Raw genomic sequence first — 19,690 nt, forward strand, 5'->3', positions numbered from 1 at the left:
GAAGCCGCTCCGATGCGCCCGAACAGGGCCGCGTCGGGGCGGCTTTTTCTTTGTCCATCGCATTCGGGGAACTGCCATGGCTACCGCCTATTGGAAAGACGATACCGCCGCCAAACCGGACAGCTTCTGGTCCAGCGGACATACGCCGACGCTGATCGCGGCATTCCTGTATTTCGACCTCGCCTTCATGGTGTGGGTGCTGCTCGGCCCGCTCGCGCCCGACATCGCCAAGACGCTGTTGCTGACCCCGGCGCAAAAGGGTCTGATGGTCGCGGTGCCGACACTGGCCGGGGCGCTGCTGCGCGTCGTCAACGGCCTGCTGGTCGACCGCATCGGGCCGAAGCGCGCCGGCGCGATCAGCCAGATCATCGTCATCGCCGGACTGTTCAGCGCATGGACGCTGGGGGTGAACAGCTTTGCCGGCACGCTCGCGCTGGGCGTCATCCTGGGGTTCGCAGGAGCCAGCTTCGCGATCGCCCTGCCGCTCGCCAGCCGTTGGTATCCGCCCGAGCATCAGGGCAAGGCGATGGGTCTGGCCGGCATGGGCAATTCGGGCACGGTGCTGGCCGCCTTGTTCGCGCCGACGCTGGCCAAGCTGTTCGGGTGGAATGCGGTGCTGGGCCTCGCCTGCTTGCCCCTGACGCTGGTGTTCGTCGCCTATATGGTGATGGCGAAGGACGCGCCGAACGCGCCGCCCGCCCGCAAGCTGACCGAGTATTTCCTGCCGTTGAAGCAGGGCGATGCGTGGTGGCTGATGGGCTTCTACGCCGTCACCTTCGGCGGGTTCGTCGGCCTCGCCGCCTCGCTGCCGATCTACTTCACCGACCGGTTCGGGCTGACCACCATCACCGCCGGCTATTGCACCGCCGCCTGCGTCTTTGCCGGATCGCTGGTGCGGCCGATGGGCGGGGCGCTGGCCGACAAGGTAGGGGGCGTGAAGGCGCTGTCGGTGGTGTTCGTCGTCGCCGCAGCCGCGCTGGCCGGCGTCGGTCAGGCCGATAGCGTCGAAGCGGCGCTGACCCTGTTCGTCCTCGCCATGCTGGCACTCGGCACCGGCAACGGCGCGGTGTTCCAGCTGGTGCCGCAGCGTTTCGCCGCCGAAATCGGCGTGATGACCGGGCTGGTCGGCATGGCCGGCGGGATCGGCGGTTTCTACCTCGCCTCCTCGCTCGGCCTCGCCAAGCAACTGACCGGTAGCTTCCAGAGCGGGTTCCTGATCTTCGCCACGCTCGCCCTGATCGCCTTCGCCACGCTGACCATGGTCAAGGGCCGCTGGCGTCGCGAATGGACCGCCGCCGACGGCGTCCGGATCTGAACCCCATCCACTTGCCACGGACCCCATCGATGAAACACGAACCTCTCACCCCCGGCGTCGACACCCGCGAACACCTTGTCGTGATCGGCAACGGCATGGCCGGATGCCGCGCGGTCGAGGAACTGCTGGCCCGCGACCCTGCCCGGTACCGCGTCACCATCTTCGGTGCCGAACCGCATGTGAACTATAACCGCATCATGCTGTCGCCGGTGCTTGCCGGAGAAAAGACGTTCGAACAGATCGTCATCAACGACGCCGACTGGTACGCACAGAACGCGATCGAACTGGTCGCGGGCGATCCTGTAGTCGCCATTGATCGCGCGGCCAGGACGGTGACCGCGCGATCGGGCCGGGTCACCGGTTACGACCGGCTGCTGATCGCGACCGGGTCCGATCCGTTCATCATCCCGGTGCCCGGCAAGGACCTGCCCGGCGTCATCGGTTTCCGCGACATGAAGGATGTCGACCACATGCTCGCCGCCGCCGAAAAGGGTGGCAGCGCGGTGGTGATCGGCGGCGGCCTGCTTGGGCTGGAGGCGGCGCACGGCCTGTCGCTGCGCGGCATGAAGGTCACCGTACTGCACATCATGCCGACGCTGATGGAACGGCAGTTGGACGAAGCGGCGGGCTGGCTGCTCAAGTCCGCACTGGAAGCACGCGGCCAGACGATCCTGACCGGGGCCGACACCGCCGAGATCGTCGGCAGCGACGCGGTCGAGGGCGTCCGGCTGAAGGACGGGACGCTGATCCCCGCCTCGCTCGTCGTGATGGCGGTCGGCATCCGCCCGTCGGTGGCACTGGCGCGCGCGGCCGGCCTTGCGGTCGGGCGTGGCATCCAGGTCGACGACCATATGGTCACCAGCGATCCCGCGATCCTCGCTGTCGGCGAATGTGTCGAGCATGACGGCAACGTGTATGGCCTCGTCGCGCCGCTATGGGACATGTGCCGCGCGCTGGCCGATGGCCTGACCGACGCGCATAGCGGCTATCGCGGATCGGTGACCTCGACCAAGCTGAAGGTCGCCGGGCTCGACGTCTTTTCGGCCGGCGATTTTTCGGGCGGCGCGGGCGCGGAGGACATCGTCCTGCGCGACGCCAGCCGTGGCGTGTACAAGCGGGTGGTGGTCAAGGACGACCGCATCGTCGGTGCGGTGCTGTACGGCGACACCGCCGACGGCAACTGGTATTTCGACCTGCTCAAGCGCGGCGAGGATATCGGCGCGATCCGCGATCTGCTGATCTTCGGACAGGCCTTCGCTTCGGGAGGGGCGCAGGCGGACCCTAAGTCGGCCGTTGCGGCGCTCTCCGACAATGCGGAGATTTGCGGCTGCAACGGCGTGACCAAGGGACAGGTGGTCGGCTGCATCGCCAAGGGCGCGCACAGCCTCGACGCGGTGCGCGCGACGTGCAAGGCGTCGGCATCGTGCGGATCGTGCACCGGGCTGGTCGAAACCATCCTCGCGCTGACGCTGGGCGACGAGGTGCAGGCCGGCCCCAAGACGATGTGCAAATGCACCAGCTTCGGCCATGACGATGTCCGGCGCGAGATCGTCCGCCAGGACATGCGCTCGATCCCCGAAGTCATGCAGAAGCTGCACTGGTCGACGCCCGATGGCTGTTCGTCGTGCCGGCCGGCGCTCAATTACTATCTGCTGTGCGCCCTGCCCGGTGTCTACAAGGACGATCAGCAAAGCCGCTTCGTCAACGAACGCCTCCACGCCAACATCCAGAAGGACGGCACCTATTCGGTGGTGCCGCGCATGTGGGGCGGCCTGACTTCCCCTCGCGAACTGCGCGCGATCGCCGATGTCGTCGAGAAATATGATGCACCGATGGTCAAGGTGACGGGCGGCCAGCGGCTCGATATCTTCGGGATCAAGCGCGAGGACCTGCCCGCCGTCTGGGCCGATCTGAACGCCGCCGGGATGGTCAGCGGCCACGCCTATGGCAAGTCGTTGCGGACGGTGAAGACCTGTGTCGGGTCCGAATGGTGCCGCTTCGGCACGCAGGATTCGACCGGTCTGGGGGTCAAGGTCGAACGGATGACATGGGGGTCGTGGATGCCCCACAAGTTCAAGATCGCGGTGTCGGGCTGCCCGCGCAATTGTGCGGAGGCGACGATCAAGGACTTCGGCGTCGTCTGCGTCGACAGCGGTTACGAATTGTCGGTCGGCGGCAATGGCGGGATCAAGGTCCGCGCGACCGATTTCCTGTGCAAGGTCGCGACCGAGGAAGAGGCGATGCATTACTGCGCCGCCTTCATCCAGCTGTATCGCGAGGAAGCCCGCTATCTGGAGCGGACCGCGCCGTGGATCGAACGGGTCGGCGTCGAGTATGTCCGCGCGCGCATGGCCGACGATGCGGCGGGGCGCGACGCGCTGGCCGCGCGGTTCCTGTTCTCGCAGCAGTTCATGCAGGACGACCCCTGGGCGGCGCGCGTTGCCGGGGCCGAGCGCGAACATCATGCGCCGATGGCGACCTTCACCCCCACCCGCGCGACGGAGGAAATGGCATGATCGGCGAATGGCTCGATATCGGCTGGGTCGATGAAATCCCGGTGCGCGGCAGCCGCACCGTACAGGTCACCGGCGGCGACGATATCGCCGTGTTCCGCACCGGCGAGGGCAAGGTCTTCGCACTCGCCGACCGCTGCCCGCACAAGGGCGGGCGGTTGAGCCAGGGTATCGTCCATGGCGGTGCGGTCGCTTGCCCGTTGCACAACTGGCGCATCGCGCTGGCGACCGGCGAGGCGATGGGCGAGGACAAGGGCTGTACGCCGACGGTGCCGGTGAAGATCAGCGGCGGGCGGGTGCTGATCTGCCGCGCCAGCGCGCTGAAGGTGGCGGCGTGAACCGGAAAATCCTCCCCATATATGGGGAGGGGGACCGCGCCCGTAGGGCGTGGTGGAGGGGGAGCGCCGCGTACGCAGCGGTTGCGTCTGCGGCAACGCCCCTCCACCAGCCTGCGGCTGGTCCCCCTCCCCGCAAAGCGGGGAGGATTTGATGACAGTCAAAACCACCTGCGCTTATTGCGGGGTCGGCTGCGGTATCGTCGCCACGCCCGTTGGGCCGCGCACCGCGACGATCGCCGGTGACCCCGACCATCCCGCCAATGCCGGCCGCCTGTGTTCCAAAGGCACCCATCTCGGCGAGACGATCGGGCTGGAGGGTCGCCTGCTCGCGCCCATGATCGGCCGCAAGCAGGCAAGCTGGGACAAGGCGCTCGATCTCGTCGCCAGACGCTTCCGCGACACCATCGCGCACCACGGCCCCGACAGCGTCGCCTTCTACGTCTCCGGCCAGTTGCTGACCGAGGACTATTATGTCGCGAACAAGCTGATGAAGGGCTTCATCGGATCGGCGAACATCGACACCAATTCGCGGCTGTGCATGTCGAGCGCGGTCGCCGGACATTTGCGCGCATTCGGCGAGGATGTCGTTCCCGCCAATTACAGCGACCTCGACGCCGCCGACCTGATCGTGCTGGTCGGGTCGAACACCGCATGGTGCCACCCGATCGTCTATCAGCGCATCCGCGCCCGCTGCGACGCCGGGGCGAAGCTGGTCGTGATCGATCCGCGCCGGACCGAAACCGCCGACGAAGCCGACCTGCACCTCCCCGTAAAGCCCGGCACCGACGTCGCCCTGATGAACGGGTTGCTGGCATGGTGCCGCGATACGGGTGTGCTCGATCAGACATATCTCGACGCGCATGTCGCGGTGCCCGATGGTTTTTGGGACAAGCTGGCCGACGGCTATGACCTGTGGTCGGTCGCGAAAACCTGCGACCTGCCCGCCGCCGATCTGCGCCGCTTCTACGAATGGTTCGCCGCCACCCCGCGCACCGTCACGATGTTCAGCCAGGGCATCAACCAGTCGCTGACCGGCACCGATCAGGTCAATGCAATCGTCAACGTCCACCTCGCCACCGGCCGCATCGGCAAGCCCGGTGCCGCGCCCTTTTCGATCACCGGCCAGCCCAACGCGATGGGCGGGCGCGAGGTCGGCGGCCTCGCCACCACGCTCGCCGCGCATATGGATTTCGCGCCCGACCATGTCGCGCGGGTCGGCCGCTTCTGGGCCGCGCCCAACATGGCGACCGCGCCGGGGCTGAAGGCGGTCGACCTGTTCCGCGCCGTGGGCGAGGGCCGGGTCAAGGCAGTGTGGATCATGGCGACCAACCCCGCCGTGTCCATGCCCGATGCCGATCGCGTCCGCGCCGCATTGGCCGATTGTCCGTTCGTGGTCGTGTCCGACGTGATCGCCGATACCGATACGTCGGCCTATGCCCATGTCCGCCTGCCCGCCGCCGCATGGGGCGAAAAGGACGGAACCGTCACCAATTCGGAACGCGTCGTCAGCCGCCAGCGCGCCTTCATGGCCCTACCCGGCGAGGCCCGGCCCGACTGGTGGATCATATCGCAGGTCGCGCAGCGCATGGGCTGGCGCAGCGCCTTTGCCTATGACCGGCCCGCCGATATCTGGCGCGAGCATTGCCGGCTGTCGACCTATCAGAATGACGGCGCGCGCCGCTTCGCGCTGCCCGGCCATGCCGCGCGCGGCAATGCCGAGTATGACGCGATGCAGCCGTTCCGCTGGGACGAGACGCCGTTCGCCGATGGCCGTTTCTCGACGCCCGATGGCCGTGCGCGGATGGTGTCGGTCGTGCAGAAACCGGTCGCGGGCACGCTCGACGCATGGCCGATGACGCTGAACACCGGGCGCTACCGCGATCAGTGGCACACCATGACCCGCACGGGCCTGAGCCCCAAACTGGCGCGCCACCGCGAGGAGCCGCTGGTCGAAGTCCATCCCGATGACGCGCAGCGTCTCGGCATCGCCGATGGCGGCCTTGCCCGCGTCGCGACGCCGCAGGGCGACAGCCTGTACCGCGCACAGGTCACGCCGACCCAGCGGCCGGGCGAATTGTTCGTGCCGATCCACTGGACCGATCGCACCTCGACCGGGGGCCGCTCGGGCCGCCTGCCCCGCCCGCTGGCCGATCCGGTTTCGGGTCAGCCGGGGTTCAAGGCGACCCCGGCGCGCATCACGGCGGTGGCGTGCGACTGGCGCGGCTTTCTGATCGTGCGTGACGAAACTCCGCGACCCGACTGCCTGTGGGCGACGCGCATCGCGGTCCCCTGCGGCACCGTCTGGGATCTGGCTGGCGACGGCGATGCCGCCCGGCTCGACGTGCTGCTCCCGCGTGGCGAACGGATCGAGGCGATCGACGCCGCGCGCGGCACCCGCCGCACCGCGATCCTGCAGGACGGACGGCTGGCCGCCGCGCTATTCGTCACCCGCGACGGATCGCTGCCGCCGCGCGACTGGCTGGTCGCGCAACTGGCCGAGGCGAGTGCGGCCCCGACCCTGCTCGCCGGCCGTGCGCCGGGGGTGCAGGTCGATCGTGGCCCGATCGTCTGCGCCTGCTTCGACATCGGCCTCAACACCATTCTGACCACCATCGCCGACCAGCGGCTGACCGACGTCGCCGCGATCGGCAAGGCGATTGGTGCCGGCACCAATTGCGGCTCGTGCCGCCCTGCGCTCGCCAAGCTGCTGCAACCGAAAGGATCGACCCATGCCGCATGATTTCCCGCACGGCATGGTCTGGCTGGTCGGGGCAGGTCCCGGCGACCCCGACCTGCTGACGCGCAAGGCCGAACGGCTGATCGCCGCCGCCGATATCGTGTTCTACGACGCGCTGGTCGGGCCGGGCGTGCTCGACCTGATCCCGGCGCAGGTCGCGCGCGTGCCCGTCGGCAAGCGGTCGGGCCGCCATTCGAAGGATCAGCGATCGATCAACGACCTGCTCGCCGACGCCGCGCTGGCCGGCCGGCGCGTCGTCCGGCTGAAAGGGGGCGATGCGTCGATCTTCGGCCGGTCGACCGAAGAGATCGAGCATCTGGCGGCGCACGGCGTCGCCACCCGCATCTGCCCCGGCATCACCGCCGCCAGCGCGGCGGCGGCATCGGGCGGGGTGTCGCTGACGCTGCGCGGTCTTGCGCGCAAGCTGACCTTCGTCACCGCCCATGCCCGTGCCGGAGAGGCGCTCGACCTCGACTGGCAGACGCTGGCCGCCGCCGATGCTACGCTCGCTATCTATATGGGCCGTGCCGCCGCGCAGGAGGTCGCCCGCGAACTGATCGCCGCCGGCCGCGCCGCCGACACGCCGGTCATGGTCGCGGTCAACGTGTCGCTGCCGACCGAACGCATCATCCGCGGCCGGCTGTCGGCGCTCGCCTTTCTGGTCGACGCGATCAGCGACAGCGACCCTGCGCTGCTGCTGATCGGCGAGGCGGTCGCCGCGCCGATGCCGGTCGCCGCGCAGCCCGGTACGGCCACCAGACTGTCCTGCGTTACGTCGTCGGACTGAACCTGCCTACAGAACGCACGATTGCGGACGCCGACCCGGATCAGAAGGTGAAGCGAAGGCCCGCCCGGTAGGTACGGCCCAGCGTGTCGTAGAGCGCCGGGTTCACGTCGAGCCCGGTGTTGGTCTGCGGCGACGGGGTCGGATCATTGTCCATGACGTTGTCGACCTTGCCATACAGGACCGCATAATCGGTGATCTTGAACGACGCGCCGAGGTCGAGGTAGAATTCGCCCTTCATCCGGTTGAAATTCACGGTGTTGTAGTTGCCGGTCGAAACCGGGCAGTCGGTCTGGCAGACGACATAATTGTTGTTGAACACGCCGTCGGAAAACCAGCGTTCCTGTACGGTGAGCGTCAGCCGGCCGCTGTCATAGGTCTGCGTCGCCAGCCATTTCCAGTCAGGAATGGCACCGCTGTTGGCACCGGCATCGTCGCGCTTGGCAACGCCCGCGATCCCGGCATCGACAATGAATTCGCGGACATGGGTACCCAGCGCGCGGATCGTGAAGTTGCCCGGCAGGCCGAGCGGCTGGCGCCATTGATAGCTGGCCTCCAGATTGAAACCGCTGGTTTTCCACGACGCGAGGTTGAACGGCTGCACATTGACGAAGTTGCTGCCCTGCGGCCCGTCCAGCTGGAAACCGCCGCAGAACGTCTGATCCCCTTCGAAGCAGAAGCGGACGATCTGGTCGGGCGACAGGCTGGAGACGACGCCGTTCAGCTTGATCTGGTAATAGTCGACCGACAGGCTCAGCCCCGGCAACCACGACGGCCGCGCATAGACGATGCCGAGTTCGGTATCGCGCGCGGTTTCAGGCCGCAGGTTCGGATTGCCGACGGTGTTCTGGAACACCTGTACCGCGACGTTGCGGAACGGATCGTTGAAGCTCGGCAGCGTGGTGACCGTCGGCGCGGCGAACAGTTCGGACAGGTTCGGGGCACGCACGTCGCGCGACGTGACCGCGCGCAGCGTCAGCCCGTCGAACGGCGTGGCCCAGGTGCCGCCGACCTTCCATGCCCAGATCGTCCCCGACGTGCTGTAATCGGTGAGGCGTGCGGCGGCGTTCAGATTGGCGCGACCGGCGACGTCGCTGTCCACCAGCGGCAGATTGACCTCGACGAACCCTTCGAGGACGTCGTATTTGCCCGTCCCGTTCTTGTAGTTGCCGGCCGCCCAATTGCTGCCCTGCGCCGAATTCAGCAGCGGATCGGCGGGGTACAGCGCGCTGTTGGGACTGACGTCGGCCACGCCCGCGCCGTATGCGTCGCCGCGGACCCGGTAATATTCGCGGCGATATTCGCCACCGAACGCGACCGACAGCGGCCCCGCCCACAGATCGACCGGCTGGCCCGAAAAGTTGAGGCTGGCGACATCCTGCTTCAGCGTGGTGCGCTGAAGCGGGCCGGCCTGCGGCATGAGATAGTCGAGCGCGGCCTGGCTCGGGCGGAAATCGCCGAAGATATTGATCGGCTGACACCCGAGCGCCCGGGCGCGCGCATCGGCGCACACGATTGCCCCGTTCAGCACCACCGCATTGGTCGCGGCGACATAGCGCGGTTGCAGCACGATGCGGTCGACATCGATCGCCACCTTCGTCGTGCCGTGCTGATAATAGGCGTCATAGGTCCAGTCGGTCCCGACGACCGCAACCTTGCCCTTCGCCCCGACGACGAAGCGATACTGGTCGCGATCGGTCTGGACGAGCTGGTTGGGCAGTTGCCCGTTGCTCGACCCGAAGTTGAACGAGGTGATGCCGGCGGTGACGCAACGATCGCGGATCAGCTGTGGCAGGAACGGATTGGCGCACTGCACGGTCAGGTTGGGGCGGTTATAGCCCGGGCTCGGCTGGTTGCTGGTCTTCACCTGCGCGATGTTGACCGTGCCGTAGATCTCGTTGCTGGCATCGAGATCGAAGCCGATCCGGCCATAGCCGTTCATGCGCTCCAGCTTCGACTTCAGCGACGCGCTCGACCCCGGCGCACCGGACAGGTCCCCGCCGACGCAGAAGGAATTGCCCGGATAGCAGTTCGAGACGCGGCCATTGCCGAGCGGTGTGCCCCCCGACCCATAGTTGAAATTGACCGGCGTACCGTTCGCGTCGAAGGCGATCCCCTGCAACGGTCCGTTGTTGATGAGGCCATATTTCGCGTACTGATAGGGCTGCGCGAAGTCGGAATAGGTGAATTGCGGTCCGGGTCCGCTGGTGATCCCGGAGTTCAGCAGCGTCGACGCACGGTGCCAGTCGCGCCGGCCGGCAAGGTCGGTGCCGTAATTGCCGGGGCCGACCCCGCCCTCATGATCATATTCGCCGCTGACGATCAGGTGCAGCCGGTCGCCCATGAACGACGTGCCATAGGCGGCCTGCACCAGCGCGGTCTCGTCGTCGCCATAGGTGGTGATGCTGCCAAGGACGTTGGCCTTGAACCCCTTGAACCGGGTATCGGTGATGAAGTTGACCACGCCGCCGACGGCGTCCGATCCATAGGATGCCGACGCGCCGCCGTTGACGATGTCGACACGCTTGACCAGCAGCTGCGGAAACATGCTGATATCGGGCACGCCGGTCACATTGGCACCGACGACGCGCTGGCCGTCGAGCAGCGTCAGCGTGCGGATCGGTTGCAGTCCGCGCAGCGAGAAGGAGCTGAGCCCCTGCGTCCCGCTGGACGTGCTGAAGGTTCCGGTCGACGCGCCGGTCGACCCCTGCAACGACGGCAGCTGCTGGATCGTGTTGAAGATGTTCGGCTGGGCGTTGTTGGCGATCTGCTCCTCGCCGATGACGGTCGTGGGCGTCGGCGCGTTAAACCCGTTGGCGACGATGCGGCTGCCGGTGACGACGATGTCGGCCGCATCCTGTTCCGGTGTCTGCTCGCGTTCGAGGGCCACGTCCTGTGGCGCAGCGGCCGGCACGGCTGGCGTGGTCTGCGCGGAGGCGGGCGCGGCACCCAGCGCACAGGCCAGCGCGAACAGGCTCGTGCCCAGACGGCAGCGATCAGGCGAAAAGCGATCCATCATCCAACCCCCAAAGCTTCTTGATCGGTCCGTCACCCGTCCGGGTGCGAACCGTTGCAGCGGTCATAGCGGATGATGTTCGCGGTAACATCTACGACCATGGTCGCGGTTTATGGGTGTGACCACGACCAAGGTCGCGATGGTCAGCACGCTCCGATCCGGGCAGAAACCGCGCAGGAACCGCCCCGGCCGCACCGGCCGGATCGGGAGCAAGGACGAACCCCCTGCCCGCACCATCGCCCCCCGCCGTCGCCTTTTCCCACCGTGCGATCGTCGTGATGGGGGTGAGCGGTTGCGGCAAGACGACCCTGATGCACCACCTCGCGACGCGGCTGGGCTGCGCCGCGTTCGAGGGCGATGCGTTTCACGGGGCCGCCAATGTCGCGAAGATGCGTGCCGGTCATCCGCTCGACGATGCGGATCGCTGGCCGTGGCTGGATCGGATCGGCGCGGCGATCGGGGCGGCGGTGCGGGACGATGGCATCGCCGTCGCCGCCTGCTCGGCGCTGAAGCGAGACTATCGCCAGCACCTCGGCCGCGTGAGCGGTGTGCCGCTGCTGTTCGTGCTGCTCGACGGCGAACGGGCGACCATCGCCGAACGGCTGGCCGCGCGCGCGGGACATTACATGCCCGCCAGCCTGCTCGACAGCCAGTTCGCCACGCTCGAACGCCCCGCGCCGGACGAGCGCGCGCTGGTGCTGCCCTGTCGCTGGCCGGTCGAACGGTTGGCGGAGGCCGTGCTCCGGTACGTCGGTGGTGACGCCGCCAGCCACCCCCTTTCACCCCGGACCTGATCGAGACCTGTACGAACGTCGCGCGCCAAACCAAACCGAGCCGTACCCCGGCGGAGGAGTTTCACAGAGGTCCCGACGTGATGCGGGGTGCCGAGGAAATTCGCCTGCGGACCGCGATCGATCGCTACGGCATCAGCCGCTTGCGCCCCTGCGACAGATGCCAGCGCATCGCCAGCGCCGCGCCGTCGCCGTCCTGCGTGCGGATGGCGTCGACGATCGCGTCATGTTCCTCCATCATCGCCTCGATCACCTGCGGCGGGCGGGCGCGCGAAATGTCGACCCCGGCGCGCAGAATCCGCATCACCCCTTCCTGCAGCTTGTCGAAAATCTCGACAAAGGCGTCGTTGCCGGTCGCTTCGGAAATCGCACGATGCAGCAGCCAGTCCTCGTCATGCGCCGGGGCGCTCGACAGCAATGCGCCGCGCAGGGCCGCCAGACGCTTCTCGATCATGTCGAGGTCATGGTGCGAGCGGCGCTGCGCCGCCAGCCGCGCCGCCTCCGCCTCGACCACGAAACGCACCTCATAGGTGCCGAGCGTTGCCGCCAGCCCGTCGAGCGGCACATGCGCGCCGAGCCGTTCGGACGGGCGGCGCTTCACATAGGAACCGGCACCGCGACGCGCCTCGGTAATGCCATCGGCGGCAAGACGGACCAGCGCCTCGCGCACGATGGTGCGCGACATGCCGAACATCTCTGCCAGCCGCGCTTCGGACGGCAGCCGGTCGCCCGCAGCCAAATGCTCTTCGTTGATGATCCGCACGATCGCCGTATAGGCGCGATCCGCCAGTCTCTCGCCCGTCACGACTGCCCGTCCTCTCCGTCACGCTGATCGAATCAGATGATGTAGCTCAGTCCCGCGACCATGATGAGGCCGGCGACCGAAATCACGGTTTCCAGCAGCGACCACGTCCGGAACGTATCGGCGGTGCTGGTGCCCATATAGCCCTTTACCAGCCAGAAGCCCGGATCGTTCACATGGCTGAAGAACACCGATCCCGCGCCGATCGCCAGCACGACCAGTTCGGGCGAGGCCCCCGATGCGGCGACGACGCCGGGCATGACGCCGACGGCGGTGATGGTGGCGACGGTCGCCGAGCCGGCGGCCAGGCGGATACCGACTGCGACCAGCCAGCCGAGCAGCAGGGGCGAGATCGCATACATCATGACTACCCGCGCGAGCAGGTCGGACAGTCCGGCGCTGACCAGCACCTGCTTCAACGCGCCGCCCGCACCGATCGCCAGCAGGATCGCGCCCGCCGCGCCCATCGTTTCGTGCCAGATCGATTCCTGGATCGCCGCCTCGCTCAACCGCCGCCCGAACAGGAGCGGCAACGCCATCAGGTTGGCGATCAGCAGCGCAAGCACCGGATTGGCGGCGGCGGCAAGGATCGCCGAGTCGGCAAGGGCCGGCACCAGCTTGGCCAGTTCGCCCGACGCGATCAGCACGATCGGCAGCAGAACGATGAACAACGCCCGCCCCCGCGACGGCGTGGCCAGATCAATCACCGGATCGCTCAGCACCGGCTCGGTCAGGCGAATGCCGGGGGTTACGAACCGCGCCAGCACCGGTCCGGCGAGGATCGCGATCGGGATGGCGATCACCACGCCATACAGCATGGTGAGACCGAGATCGGCCCCCAGCGCCTCGACCGCGAGCAACGGTCCGGGGTGCGGCGGGACGAGCGCATGGACCACGCCCAGCCCGGCGAGCGCGGGCATGATGAGCCGCAGCTTCGCCGCGTCGCGCTCTTCCGGGCTTGCCCCGCTCGCCATCGCCTTGGCCGCCGCGACCACGATCGGCAGCAGCAGGACCAGCCCGGTTTCGAAGAACAGGGGCAGGCCGATCACGATGGCGATGCCCAGCGTCGCCCATGGCGCGGCGCGCGGCCCGGTCAGCCGCAGCGCGCTGTTGGCCAGCGCCGACGCCGCGCCCGACAGATGCAGCATCGCGCCGAGCGACAGGCCGAGGGCCACGACCAGCCCGGTGCCGCCGATGATGTCGCCGACGCCCTTCTGCACCGCCTTTGCAATGTCGATCAGCGGCAGTCCGGCGAGCAGCCCGACGGCAAAGGCACCGCACAGCAACCCCATGAACGGGTGCAGCCGTCCGCGCACGATCATCAGGATCGCAAGCGCGATACCGGCGATCGCGGCCACGACCAGCCGCAGGTCGCTGCCACCGGTCATCGGGCAACCCCATGCATGTTTCGCTGCGGCATCGACACCCTCCCCAAAGCGCACCCGCTGCGGTCATGCCGTGCGAGTTGTCCAACAGATCATACCGATTTTTCGGAAAAAATCGCTTGAATATGATCGTCATAGTCGAACATACTGAAACCTGTCCAACCGATTCCGGGGAAACCGGAACGAAACACACCCGCCCTGCGACCGCCCGACGCGGCATAACGGGGCGATGTCACTTGGGAGAGTGCGATGACAGGGGCAACCATGGAAGCCCGCACGGCGAGGCCGCGAAGCTGCGACGTCGGCACGGCGGTGCGACTGACGCCGACACAGGTGAAGGTGCTGTGCGGCGTCCGTTCGGGACAGTTCAACAAGCAGATCGCCCACGACCTCGGCATCGCCGAAGCGACAGTGAAGGCGCACATGACGGCGTTGATGCGCAAGCTGAACGTGCAGAATCGCACGCAGGTCGCGATCGCGGCGCAGTCGCTGGTGCCGCACCCCGCCTGACCTTCGTCCGGGGCACCCGCCCCGGCACCCCATATCGACGGAGCCTCCCCCATGAAGGTGTACGGCCTGCTGTTCGCCGCGACCCTGCTCGCGCCCGTTCCTGCCCTCGCGCAGTCGACCTCGGTATTCCTGACCGCCCCCGACGATCCGCGCGCGGTGACGGTCCGGGGCGTCGGCGACGGACGCGCGGACGACACCGCCGCGATCCAGCAGGCGATCGATGCGGTCGCCGCCGACCGGCAGCGCGGCGGGGGCGGCGTGGTCTTCCTGCCCTCCGGCCGGTATCGCATCTCGCGCACCGTGTTCCTGCGGTCGGGCGTGCGGATGTTCGGCATCGGGCCGACGCGTCCCGTCTTCGTCCTTGCCGACAATACGCCGGGCTATGCGACCGGCATCGGGGCCATGCTGAGCTTCACCGGCGAGGATCAGTATCGCGCCGGCAAGCCGCCGGTGCCGCCGCCCACCAGCGTTCCGGCCAATGACGCAGTGTTCGATGCGACCTCGACCACCTTCTACTCTGCGTTGGCGAATGTCGATTTCGAGATCGGCAACGGCAATGCCGGTGCCGTCGCGGCACGCTCCCGCGTCGCGCAGCATGGGTTTTTGCGCCATATCGATTTCCGCCTCGGCTCGGGCTTTGCCGGCGTCTATCAGGCGGGCAACGAAGCCGACAATCTGCGCTTTTTCGGCGGCCGCTACGGCATCGTCACCGAAAAGACGTCGCCGGCATGGCAGTTCACCCTGATCGATTCGGAGTTTTCGGGCCAGCGCGACGCGGCGATCCGCGAGCATGAGGTCGACCTGACGCTGGTGAACGTCGCGATCCGCGATACGCCGGTCGGGATCGAGATCGATCGCGGCTATTCGGACTCGCTATGGGGCAAGAACGTCCGGTTCGAGAATGTCAGCCGCGCCGGTGTCGTCATCTCCAGCGAACAAAGCGTCTTCACCCAAATCGGGTTCGACAATGCGGTCGGCGTGAACACCCCGGTCTTCGCGCAGTTCCGCGAGAGCGGCCGGACGATCCGCGGGCAGGGCGCGCAGTGGCGCGTCGCCGATTTTTCGCACGGGCTGAAACTCGCGAAGGTCGGCGAGATGGGCAAGACCGCGACCGACATCACCATGACGCCGCTCGCCACCGCCCCGGCACGCCCCGCGCCGGCATTGCCGCTGCTGCCGCCCGTCCGCGAATGGGCGAACGCCCGAACGCTCGGTGCCAAGGGCGACGACCAGACCGACGACACCGCCGCGCTGCAACGCGCGGTCGATGCCCACCGCGTCGTCTATCTGCCGACCGGCCGCTACCGCATCACCGATACGCTGAAGCTGCGCCTCGACAGCGTCCTGATCGGGCTCCATCCGAACCAGACGCAGCTCTATCTGCCCGACAACGCGCCCCGTTTCGCGGGTGTCGGCGGCGCGAAAGCGATGGTCGAGAGTGCGCGCGGCGGCAGCGCGATCGTCTATGGGCTCGGTCTCTATGCCGGGGGCGTGAACCCGCGTGCGTCCAACCTGATCTGGCGCGCAGGCGAACGGTCGATGGTCAACGACGTCCGCATCCACGGCCCGGTGCTCTACAATCAGGGCAAGGCCAGCGGCGGCGGCATCGACCCGCAAGCGCGCTGGGACGGGCAGCAGGCCAGCATCTGGGTCACCGATGGCGGCGGCGGCACGTTCAACGCGATCTGGACCCCGAACGGCCTCGCCTCCACCGGCTTCTATGTCAGCGACACAAAAACCCCCGGCCACGTCTACGAATTGTCGGCCGAACATCATTTCAAGAACGAGATCGTGCTGCGCAACGTCGAGAACTGGGAGTTTCTGGCCCCCCAGACCGAACAGGAGGTCCGCGACGGCGTCTATGCGGTATCGACCGAATTCCACGACAGCCGCAACATCCTGTTCGCCAACTATCACGGCTATCGCGTCACCCGCACCGCCAAGCCGATGGACACCGCCGTCCGGCTGTTCAATTCGGGCGACATCCGCTTCCGCAACGTCCATGTGAATGCCGAAAGCGCCTATGCCCATTGCGACACCGAAGGCTGCGGCACGTTCGTCCGGGCGAGCAAATATCCGTTCGAGAACGCGATCAAGGACCTGACGACCGGGCAGGAAGTGCGCGAGCGCGAATTCGCGAAACTGGACGTGCCCGCCGTCGCCACGCGCCCGGCTGCGGCCGTCGGGGTTCCGGCAACGACCGGTGTGCGCAAGCTGGCGGACGGGTTCTACTCGATCGCAGGAGGCGCGATCGATGCGCAGGGCAAACTCTATTTCATCGACCGCTTTCACCAACGCATTCATGGCTGGTCACCGTCCGAGGGATTGACCACGGTCAGCCAGGCGAGCCTCGACCCGGTGAACCTGACCATCGACCGGTCGGGGCAGCTGCTGGTGCTGTCGGGGGCCGGGCGCGACGGCACCGTCTACAGCATCGATCCCAGGGCACCCGACGCCATCCGCACGATCGCGGCCACCGCGCCGCGCGCGGGCAGCGCGATGGCGTTGCCGGTCAATGTCTGGGCGAACGGCGAATTCGCCGACCGCATCGATCGCAAGACCTACGCCTTCCCGCCGCTGTCGTTCTTCTTCACCGACAAGATGGGCGAGGCGAAGCGTCAGGCCTATGTATCGCCCGACGGGTCGGTCGCGATTCCCGCATTCCGCGTGTGGAATCAGGGGCCGGACGATCATCAGGGCTGGCGCTGGTCCGATACGCTCGACAGCTACGGGCTGGTAACCGCGCGCGTGGGCGAGCGTGTGTACCTGACCAACGCGTCCGAGAATCTGACCTATAGCGGCGCGGTGACGCGTGGCGGGGCGCTGACCGATCTTCGCGTGGTCGCACCACGCGGCGGCGAAAGCGTGGCACGCGGTGCCGGTGGCGAACTCTACGTCGCGAACGGACAGATCTGGGTCTATGACAAGGACGGTCGCGAGCTACGCCGCATCGACGTGCCGGAGCGTCCGCTCCAGTTGCTGATCGGCGGACCGGACCGGCGCACGCTCTACATCCTCGCGCACCACGCCCTGTATTCGGTCGGCATCTGAAACGCGGATCGACCGGTTGGCATCATCGGGTCGGCCGACCGGCCCCAACCGCATTTCGTCGAGGCACGCCCGGCGCACGGCACAACATCACGTCCCTGCCCTTCCCGCTTGGGAACGTAGCGGATCGATCTACAGGCCGGCCTGATCGATCCGCTGGGCGATCTCGCTCGGCAGCGCGACCTCCGACTTCGGCAGCAGTCGGTGGAGCGCCGTTTCCACGCGTTTGCGCGCGACCTGATACGCCTTGTGGCGGACCACCCGCATCGCGTTCGTCCGCCCCGACGGGCTTTCGCCCAGCCGCGCTTCCCATTTGGCTTCCTCCGCCTCGAGGATCGACAGCGCCATGCGCAATCCATCGCGTCGGCCGCGGGCATATTCGTCGGAAACGGGTGCTATGGTCATGCGGTACCAAGGGTGGCTCGCGCCATCGCCGCTGACAAGGCAAATTCCGGCTGCTTGACTGTCGATCCTCGCCGACAGCCACCGCGCGCCTCAATTGCCCTCGGCATCGACCATGACCACCACCGGCTTCCCGCGCGACATCGGGTCCCAACCGGCCGACAAGGCCGAGCGCACGCACCGCCCGATCATGGCGTCGTCCAGCTGGAGCCGACCGCGCGGCAACCCCTTCAGCAGCCGCTTGGGCGCGGGGAATTCGACCAGCACCTCGCGCTTGGCATCCTGCTGGAGGAGCGAGATCGTCATGCCCTTCCACCCCTCGTCATCCGACTGATGGGGTTCGCTGTGCAGGTGCCAGTCATATGCGACGCCATCGACGATCACGGTTCCGGCGTTCATTCGGGATTTGGACATGACCGCGCCTCTAGCACAGCAACGTCGCGGAGGCACCGACGCGGATACTGTCATAGAGCGTCGATCGACACTGTCCCGACGCCGCCTTCGCGACCATGCGCGTACAGCCCGGCGGGTTCGACGGCTGTCCTGGGGTAGGCCCGCAAACCGTCAGACGATGGTTACCGCATGGGCACCGCCCGCCTGCTGTTCGAACCGGATGCGCCGCCCGAGGAAACGCTCGATCACCGTTGCCGCCGTGCGGGCATGCTCGCTCGGCTTGACGGTGGTGAACGCACCGCCGCCCGCCAGCGCCAGCGGCAACAGCAGTTGATCGGCAAGATACGGCCCGGCAAACGCGTCGCATGCCAGATAGCCGCGCATCCGCCCGATGGCGGTCTTGGCGACCCGCTCTGCCGTCACGCCCAATCGCGCAAAGCCGCTGACGATCTCGGTGACATACTCGAACCGCGCCTCCAGCAGCAGGATGTTGCCCGGCCCCTGATCGACCGGCAGTTCCCGCATGAAGCATTCGCGTTCCGACCAGTCGAACGCCTTGCGGACCATGGCGATCTCGCGTTCGGCGATCGAAATCGGCAACCCGGCGAACAAGGCGCAGGCCGACACGCCCAGCCCTTCGCCCCGCGCCATGCACTCGATCGGCTGGAGCGGGCCGGGGGTGATATCCACCTCGATCCGCCCGCCACCGCGCGGGTAGAAGCCGTGCCGGATCAGCCGCGCCTCGACCTGTCCACCCATCCGCCGGACGATGGGCAGGAAGCAGCGGTCGATGAACTCGAACGGCGGAGCCAGCATATTGTGCGTGCCACCCTCCAGCACCAGCCGCGACGGACCGTCGGCGATCAGCAACGGCATCAGTACCGTCTGCAACACCAGCCCCGTCGATCCCGCCGTTCCGACCGAAAAGCGATGGTCGCCGGCCGTTACCCGGCCGGGACGGAAGGTCAGCTCGGACGACCCCACGACCAACCCCTCGCAGGTCGCGCTGCCGATCGCGCATGCCGCCTCGATCGCGGTGACATGCTGACGCATCAGCCCCGGCTTCGACCGTTTGGCACGGACGTTGTTGATACGGACCGGCGCGCCGGTGACGAGCGACAGTGCGCACGCATTGCGTACGACCTGTCCCCCGCCCTCGCCCTCTGCTCCATCGATCGTGATCATAGCCCAGTTACCATCGATTCAATTATTTACCGGAGTGGCGGCCCACCAAAACCAAATCGCAGTGGTGTCACGAGCTTTCAGCGCGAAATCGCCGCAGCCAATTCCGACTTCGACGAACGCGGCCCGCAAATCCCGCAGCCGGGCGTCGCCCAGCCGCAGGATCAGCAAGTCGCTTTCAGGCACCACCTCCATTTTTTGTTCATCGGAAACGTAGGCGATGCGCAGCCGGTGCGGTGCGCTGTGCGCTGCCCTGCCAAAACCGGGAACGGCCACCAACGCATCGGTCGGGTGCGAAAGGCGCAAAGTGCGGTGCGCTTCCCGCCCTTCTCGGGCCAAGCGATCGATCAGGTCTACGATCGACGCGCTACCGAGCGGATCGGCGGAGACGTGCCAGCCCGCATGTCTGGCGCGGCCCGGTAGCTATGCCCACAGGTATATGGTGCCACGCTGCTTCCAGTCCTTCACCATAAT

At 67.3% G+C, this 19,690-nt stretch carries 15 protein-coding genes; 8 read left to right on the forward strand and 7 right to left on the reverse strand.

Annotated elements, in window-relative coordinates:
• Nucleotides 1–76: 76 nt before the first annotated feature.
• From ASE70_RS15440 to cobA, 5 genes are all read left to right on the forward strand, one after another.
• Entirely contained in the window at nt 77–1,315 is a 1,239-nt protein-coding gene (locus ASE70_RS15440) for a nitrate/nitrite transporter (RefSeq protein WP_056506631.1), read from the forward strand.
• A 29-nt stretch (nt 1,316–1,344) separates the two neighbouring features.
• The gene (gene nirB / locus ASE70_RS15445; RefSeq protein ID WP_056506632.1) at nt 1,345–3,831 is read left to right on the forward strand and encodes a nitrite reductase large subunit NirB; all 2,487 of its coding nucleotides are present in this window, start codon (nt 1,345–1,347) and stop codon (nt 3,829–3,831) included.
• Nucleotides 3,828–4,166, forward strand: coding sequence for a nitrite reductase small subunit NirD (gene nirD / locus ASE70_RS15450; RefSeq protein WP_200909443.1), 339 nt, complete (start codon nt 3,828–3,830; stop codon nt 4,164–4,166). Before nirB ends, nirD begins: the two co-directional genes overlap by 4 nt.
• Nucleotides 4,167–4,317: 151 nt before the next feature.
• A complete protein-coding gene (locus ASE70_RS15455) occupies nt 4,318–6,906 on the forward strand; it encodes a nitrate reductase (RefSeq protein WP_056506636.1) in 2,589 nt (862 codons plus the stop codon).
• Entirely contained in the window at nt 6,896–7,690 is a 795-nt protein-coding gene (gene cobA / locus ASE70_RS15460) for a uroporphyrinogen-III C-methyltransferase (protein WP_056506639.1), read from the forward strand. The genes ASE70_RS15455 and cobA overlap by 11 nt, the downstream gene beginning before the upstream one ends.
• A gap of 40 nt (nt 7,691–7,730) precedes the next feature.
• On the opposite strand, the gene ASE70_RS15465 is transcribed toward cobA, so the two are convergent.
• Nucleotides 7,731–10,706: a TonB-dependent receptor plug domain-containing protein gene (locus tag ASE70_RS15465; protein WP_056506642.1), complete on the reverse strand. Its 2,976-nt coding sequence runs from the start codon at nt 10,704–10,706 to the stop codon at nt 7,731–7,733.
• Nucleotides 10,707–10,981: 275 nt separating this feature from the next.
• Between ASE70_RS15465 and ASE70_RS15470 the strand changes: the two genes are divergently transcribed.
• The gene (locus ASE70_RS15470) at nt 10,982–11,497 is read left to right on the forward strand and encodes a gluconokinase (protein ID WP_056506647.1); all 516 of its coding nucleotides are present in this window, start codon (nt 10,982–10,984) and stop codon (nt 11,495–11,497) included.
• Between the two features lie 124 nt (nt 11,498–11,621).
• Here the strand turns inward: ASE70_RS15470 and ASE70_RS15475 are convergent, their stop codons facing one another.
• Entirely contained in the window at nt 11,622–12,299 is a 678-nt protein-coding gene (locus ASE70_RS15475; protein ID WP_056506650.1) for a FadR/GntR family transcriptional regulator, read from the reverse strand.
• Nucleotides 12,300–12,331: 32 nt separating this feature from the next.
• On the reverse strand, nt 12,332–13,684 hold the full coding sequence (locus ASE70_RS15480) for a GntT/GntP/DsdX family permease (protein ID WP_056506653.1): 1,353 nt from the start codon (nt 13,682–13,684) through the stop codon (nt 12,332–12,334).
• Between the two features lie 261 nt (nt 13,685–13,945).
• Here ASE70_RS15480 and ASE70_RS15485 point away from each other — a divergent pair, with 261 nt between their 5' ends.
• Nucleotides 13,946–14,191, forward strand: a complete 246-nt coding sequence (locus ASE70_RS15485; RefSeq protein ID WP_056506657.1) for a helix-turn-helix domain-containing protein — start codon at nt 13,946–13,948, stop codon at nt 14,189–14,191.
• A gap of 51 nt (nt 14,192–14,242) precedes the next feature.
• A complete protein-coding gene (locus ASE70_RS15490) occupies nt 14,243–17,242 on the forward strand; it encodes a glycosyl hydrolase family 28-related protein (RefSeq protein ID WP_056506661.1) in 3,000 nt (999 codons plus the stop codon).
• A gap of 129 nt (nt 17,243–17,371) precedes the next feature.
• Here the strand turns inward: ASE70_RS15490 and ASE70_RS15495 are convergent, their stop codons facing one another.
• From ASE70_RS15495 to ASE70_RS15510, 4 genes are all read right to left on the reverse strand, one after another.
• A complete protein-coding gene (locus ASE70_RS15495; protein WP_056394857.1) occupies nt 17,372–17,644 on the reverse strand; it encodes a hypothetical protein in 273 nt (90 codons plus the stop codon).
• Nucleotides 17,645–17,734: 90 nt separating this feature from the next.
• Nucleotides 17,735–18,055 carry a hypothetical protein gene (locus ASE70_RS15500; RefSeq protein ID WP_056394855.1) on the reverse strand — a complete coding sequence of 107 codons (321 nt, stop codon included), beginning with the start codon at nt 18,053–18,055 and terminating at the stop codon, nt 17,735–17,737.
• A 150-nt stretch (nt 18,056–18,205) separates the two neighbouring features.
• Nucleotides 18,206–19,219 (reverse strand): RNA 3'-terminal phosphate cyclase, encoded by a 1,014-nt coding sequence (gene rtcA, locus ASE70_RS15505; RefSeq protein WP_056394853.1) that lies wholly within the window; start codon nt 19,217–19,219, stop codon nt 18,206–18,208.
• Between the two features lie 18 nt (nt 19,220–19,237).
• Nucleotides 19,238–19,492, reverse strand: a complete 255-nt coding sequence (locus ASE70_RS15510; RefSeq protein ID WP_156356298.1) for a hypothetical protein — start codon at nt 19,490–19,492, stop codon at nt 19,238–19,240.
• Nucleotides 19,493–19,690 lie beyond the last annotated feature (198 nt).

It is taken from the genome of Sphingomonas sp. Leaf22 (assembly GCF_001421715.1).
Taxonomy (GTDB): Bacteria; Pseudomonadota; Alphaproteobacteria; order Sphingomonadales; family Sphingomonadaceae; genus Sphingomonas.

Excerpts from the sequence above, each read along its gene's own strand:
- ASE70_RS15440 (WP_056506631.1), top strand. The coding sequence starts at position 77 with ATGGCTACCGCCTATTGGAAAGACGATACCGCCGCCAAACCGGACAGC.
- nirB (WP_056506632.1), top strand. The coding sequence starts at position 1,345 with ATGAAACACGAACCTCTCACCCCCGGCGTCGACACCCGCGAACACCTT.
- nirD (WP_200909443.1), top strand. The coding sequence starts at position 3,828 with ATGATCGGCGAATGGCTCGATATCGGCTGGGTCGATGAAATCCCGGTG.
- ASE70_RS15455 (WP_056506636.1), top strand. The coding sequence starts at position 4,318 with ATGACAGTCAAAACCACCTGCGCTTATTGCGGGGTCGGCTGCGGTATC.
- cobA (WP_056506639.1), top strand. The coding sequence starts at position 6,896 with ATGCCGCATGATTTCCCGCACGGCATGGTCTGGCTGGTCGGGGCAGGT.
- ASE70_RS15465 (WP_056506642.1), bottom strand. The coding sequence starts at position 10,706 with ATGATGGATCGCTTTTCGCCTGATCGCTGCCGTCTGGGCACGAGCCTG.
- ASE70_RS15470 (WP_056506647.1), top strand. The coding sequence starts at position 10,982 with ATGGGGGTGAGCGGTTGCGGCAAGACGACCCTGATGCACCACCTCGCG.
- ASE70_RS15480 (WP_056506653.1), bottom strand. The coding sequence starts at position 13,684 with ATGACCGGTGGCAGCGACCTGCGGCTGGTCGTGGCCGCGATCGCCGGT.
- ASE70_RS15485 (WP_056506657.1), top strand. The coding sequence starts at position 13,946 with ATGGAAGCCCGCACGGCGAGGCCGCGAAGCTGCGACGTCGGCACGGCG.
- ASE70_RS15490 (WP_056506661.1), top strand. The coding sequence starts at position 14,243 with ATGAAGGTGTACGGCCTGCTGTTCGCCGCGACCCTGCTCGCGCCCGTT.
- ASE70_RS15495 (WP_056394857.1), bottom strand. The coding sequence starts at position 17,644 with ATGACCATAGCACCCGTTTCCGACGAATATGCCCGCGGCCGACGCGAT.
- ASE70_RS15500 (WP_056394855.1), bottom strand. The coding sequence starts at position 18,055 with ATGTCCAAATCCCGAATGAACGCCGGAACCGTGATCGTCGATGGCGTC.
- rtcA (WP_056394853.1), bottom strand. The coding sequence starts at position 19,219 with ATGATCACGATCGATGGAGCAGAGGGCGAGGGCGGGGGACAGGTCGTA.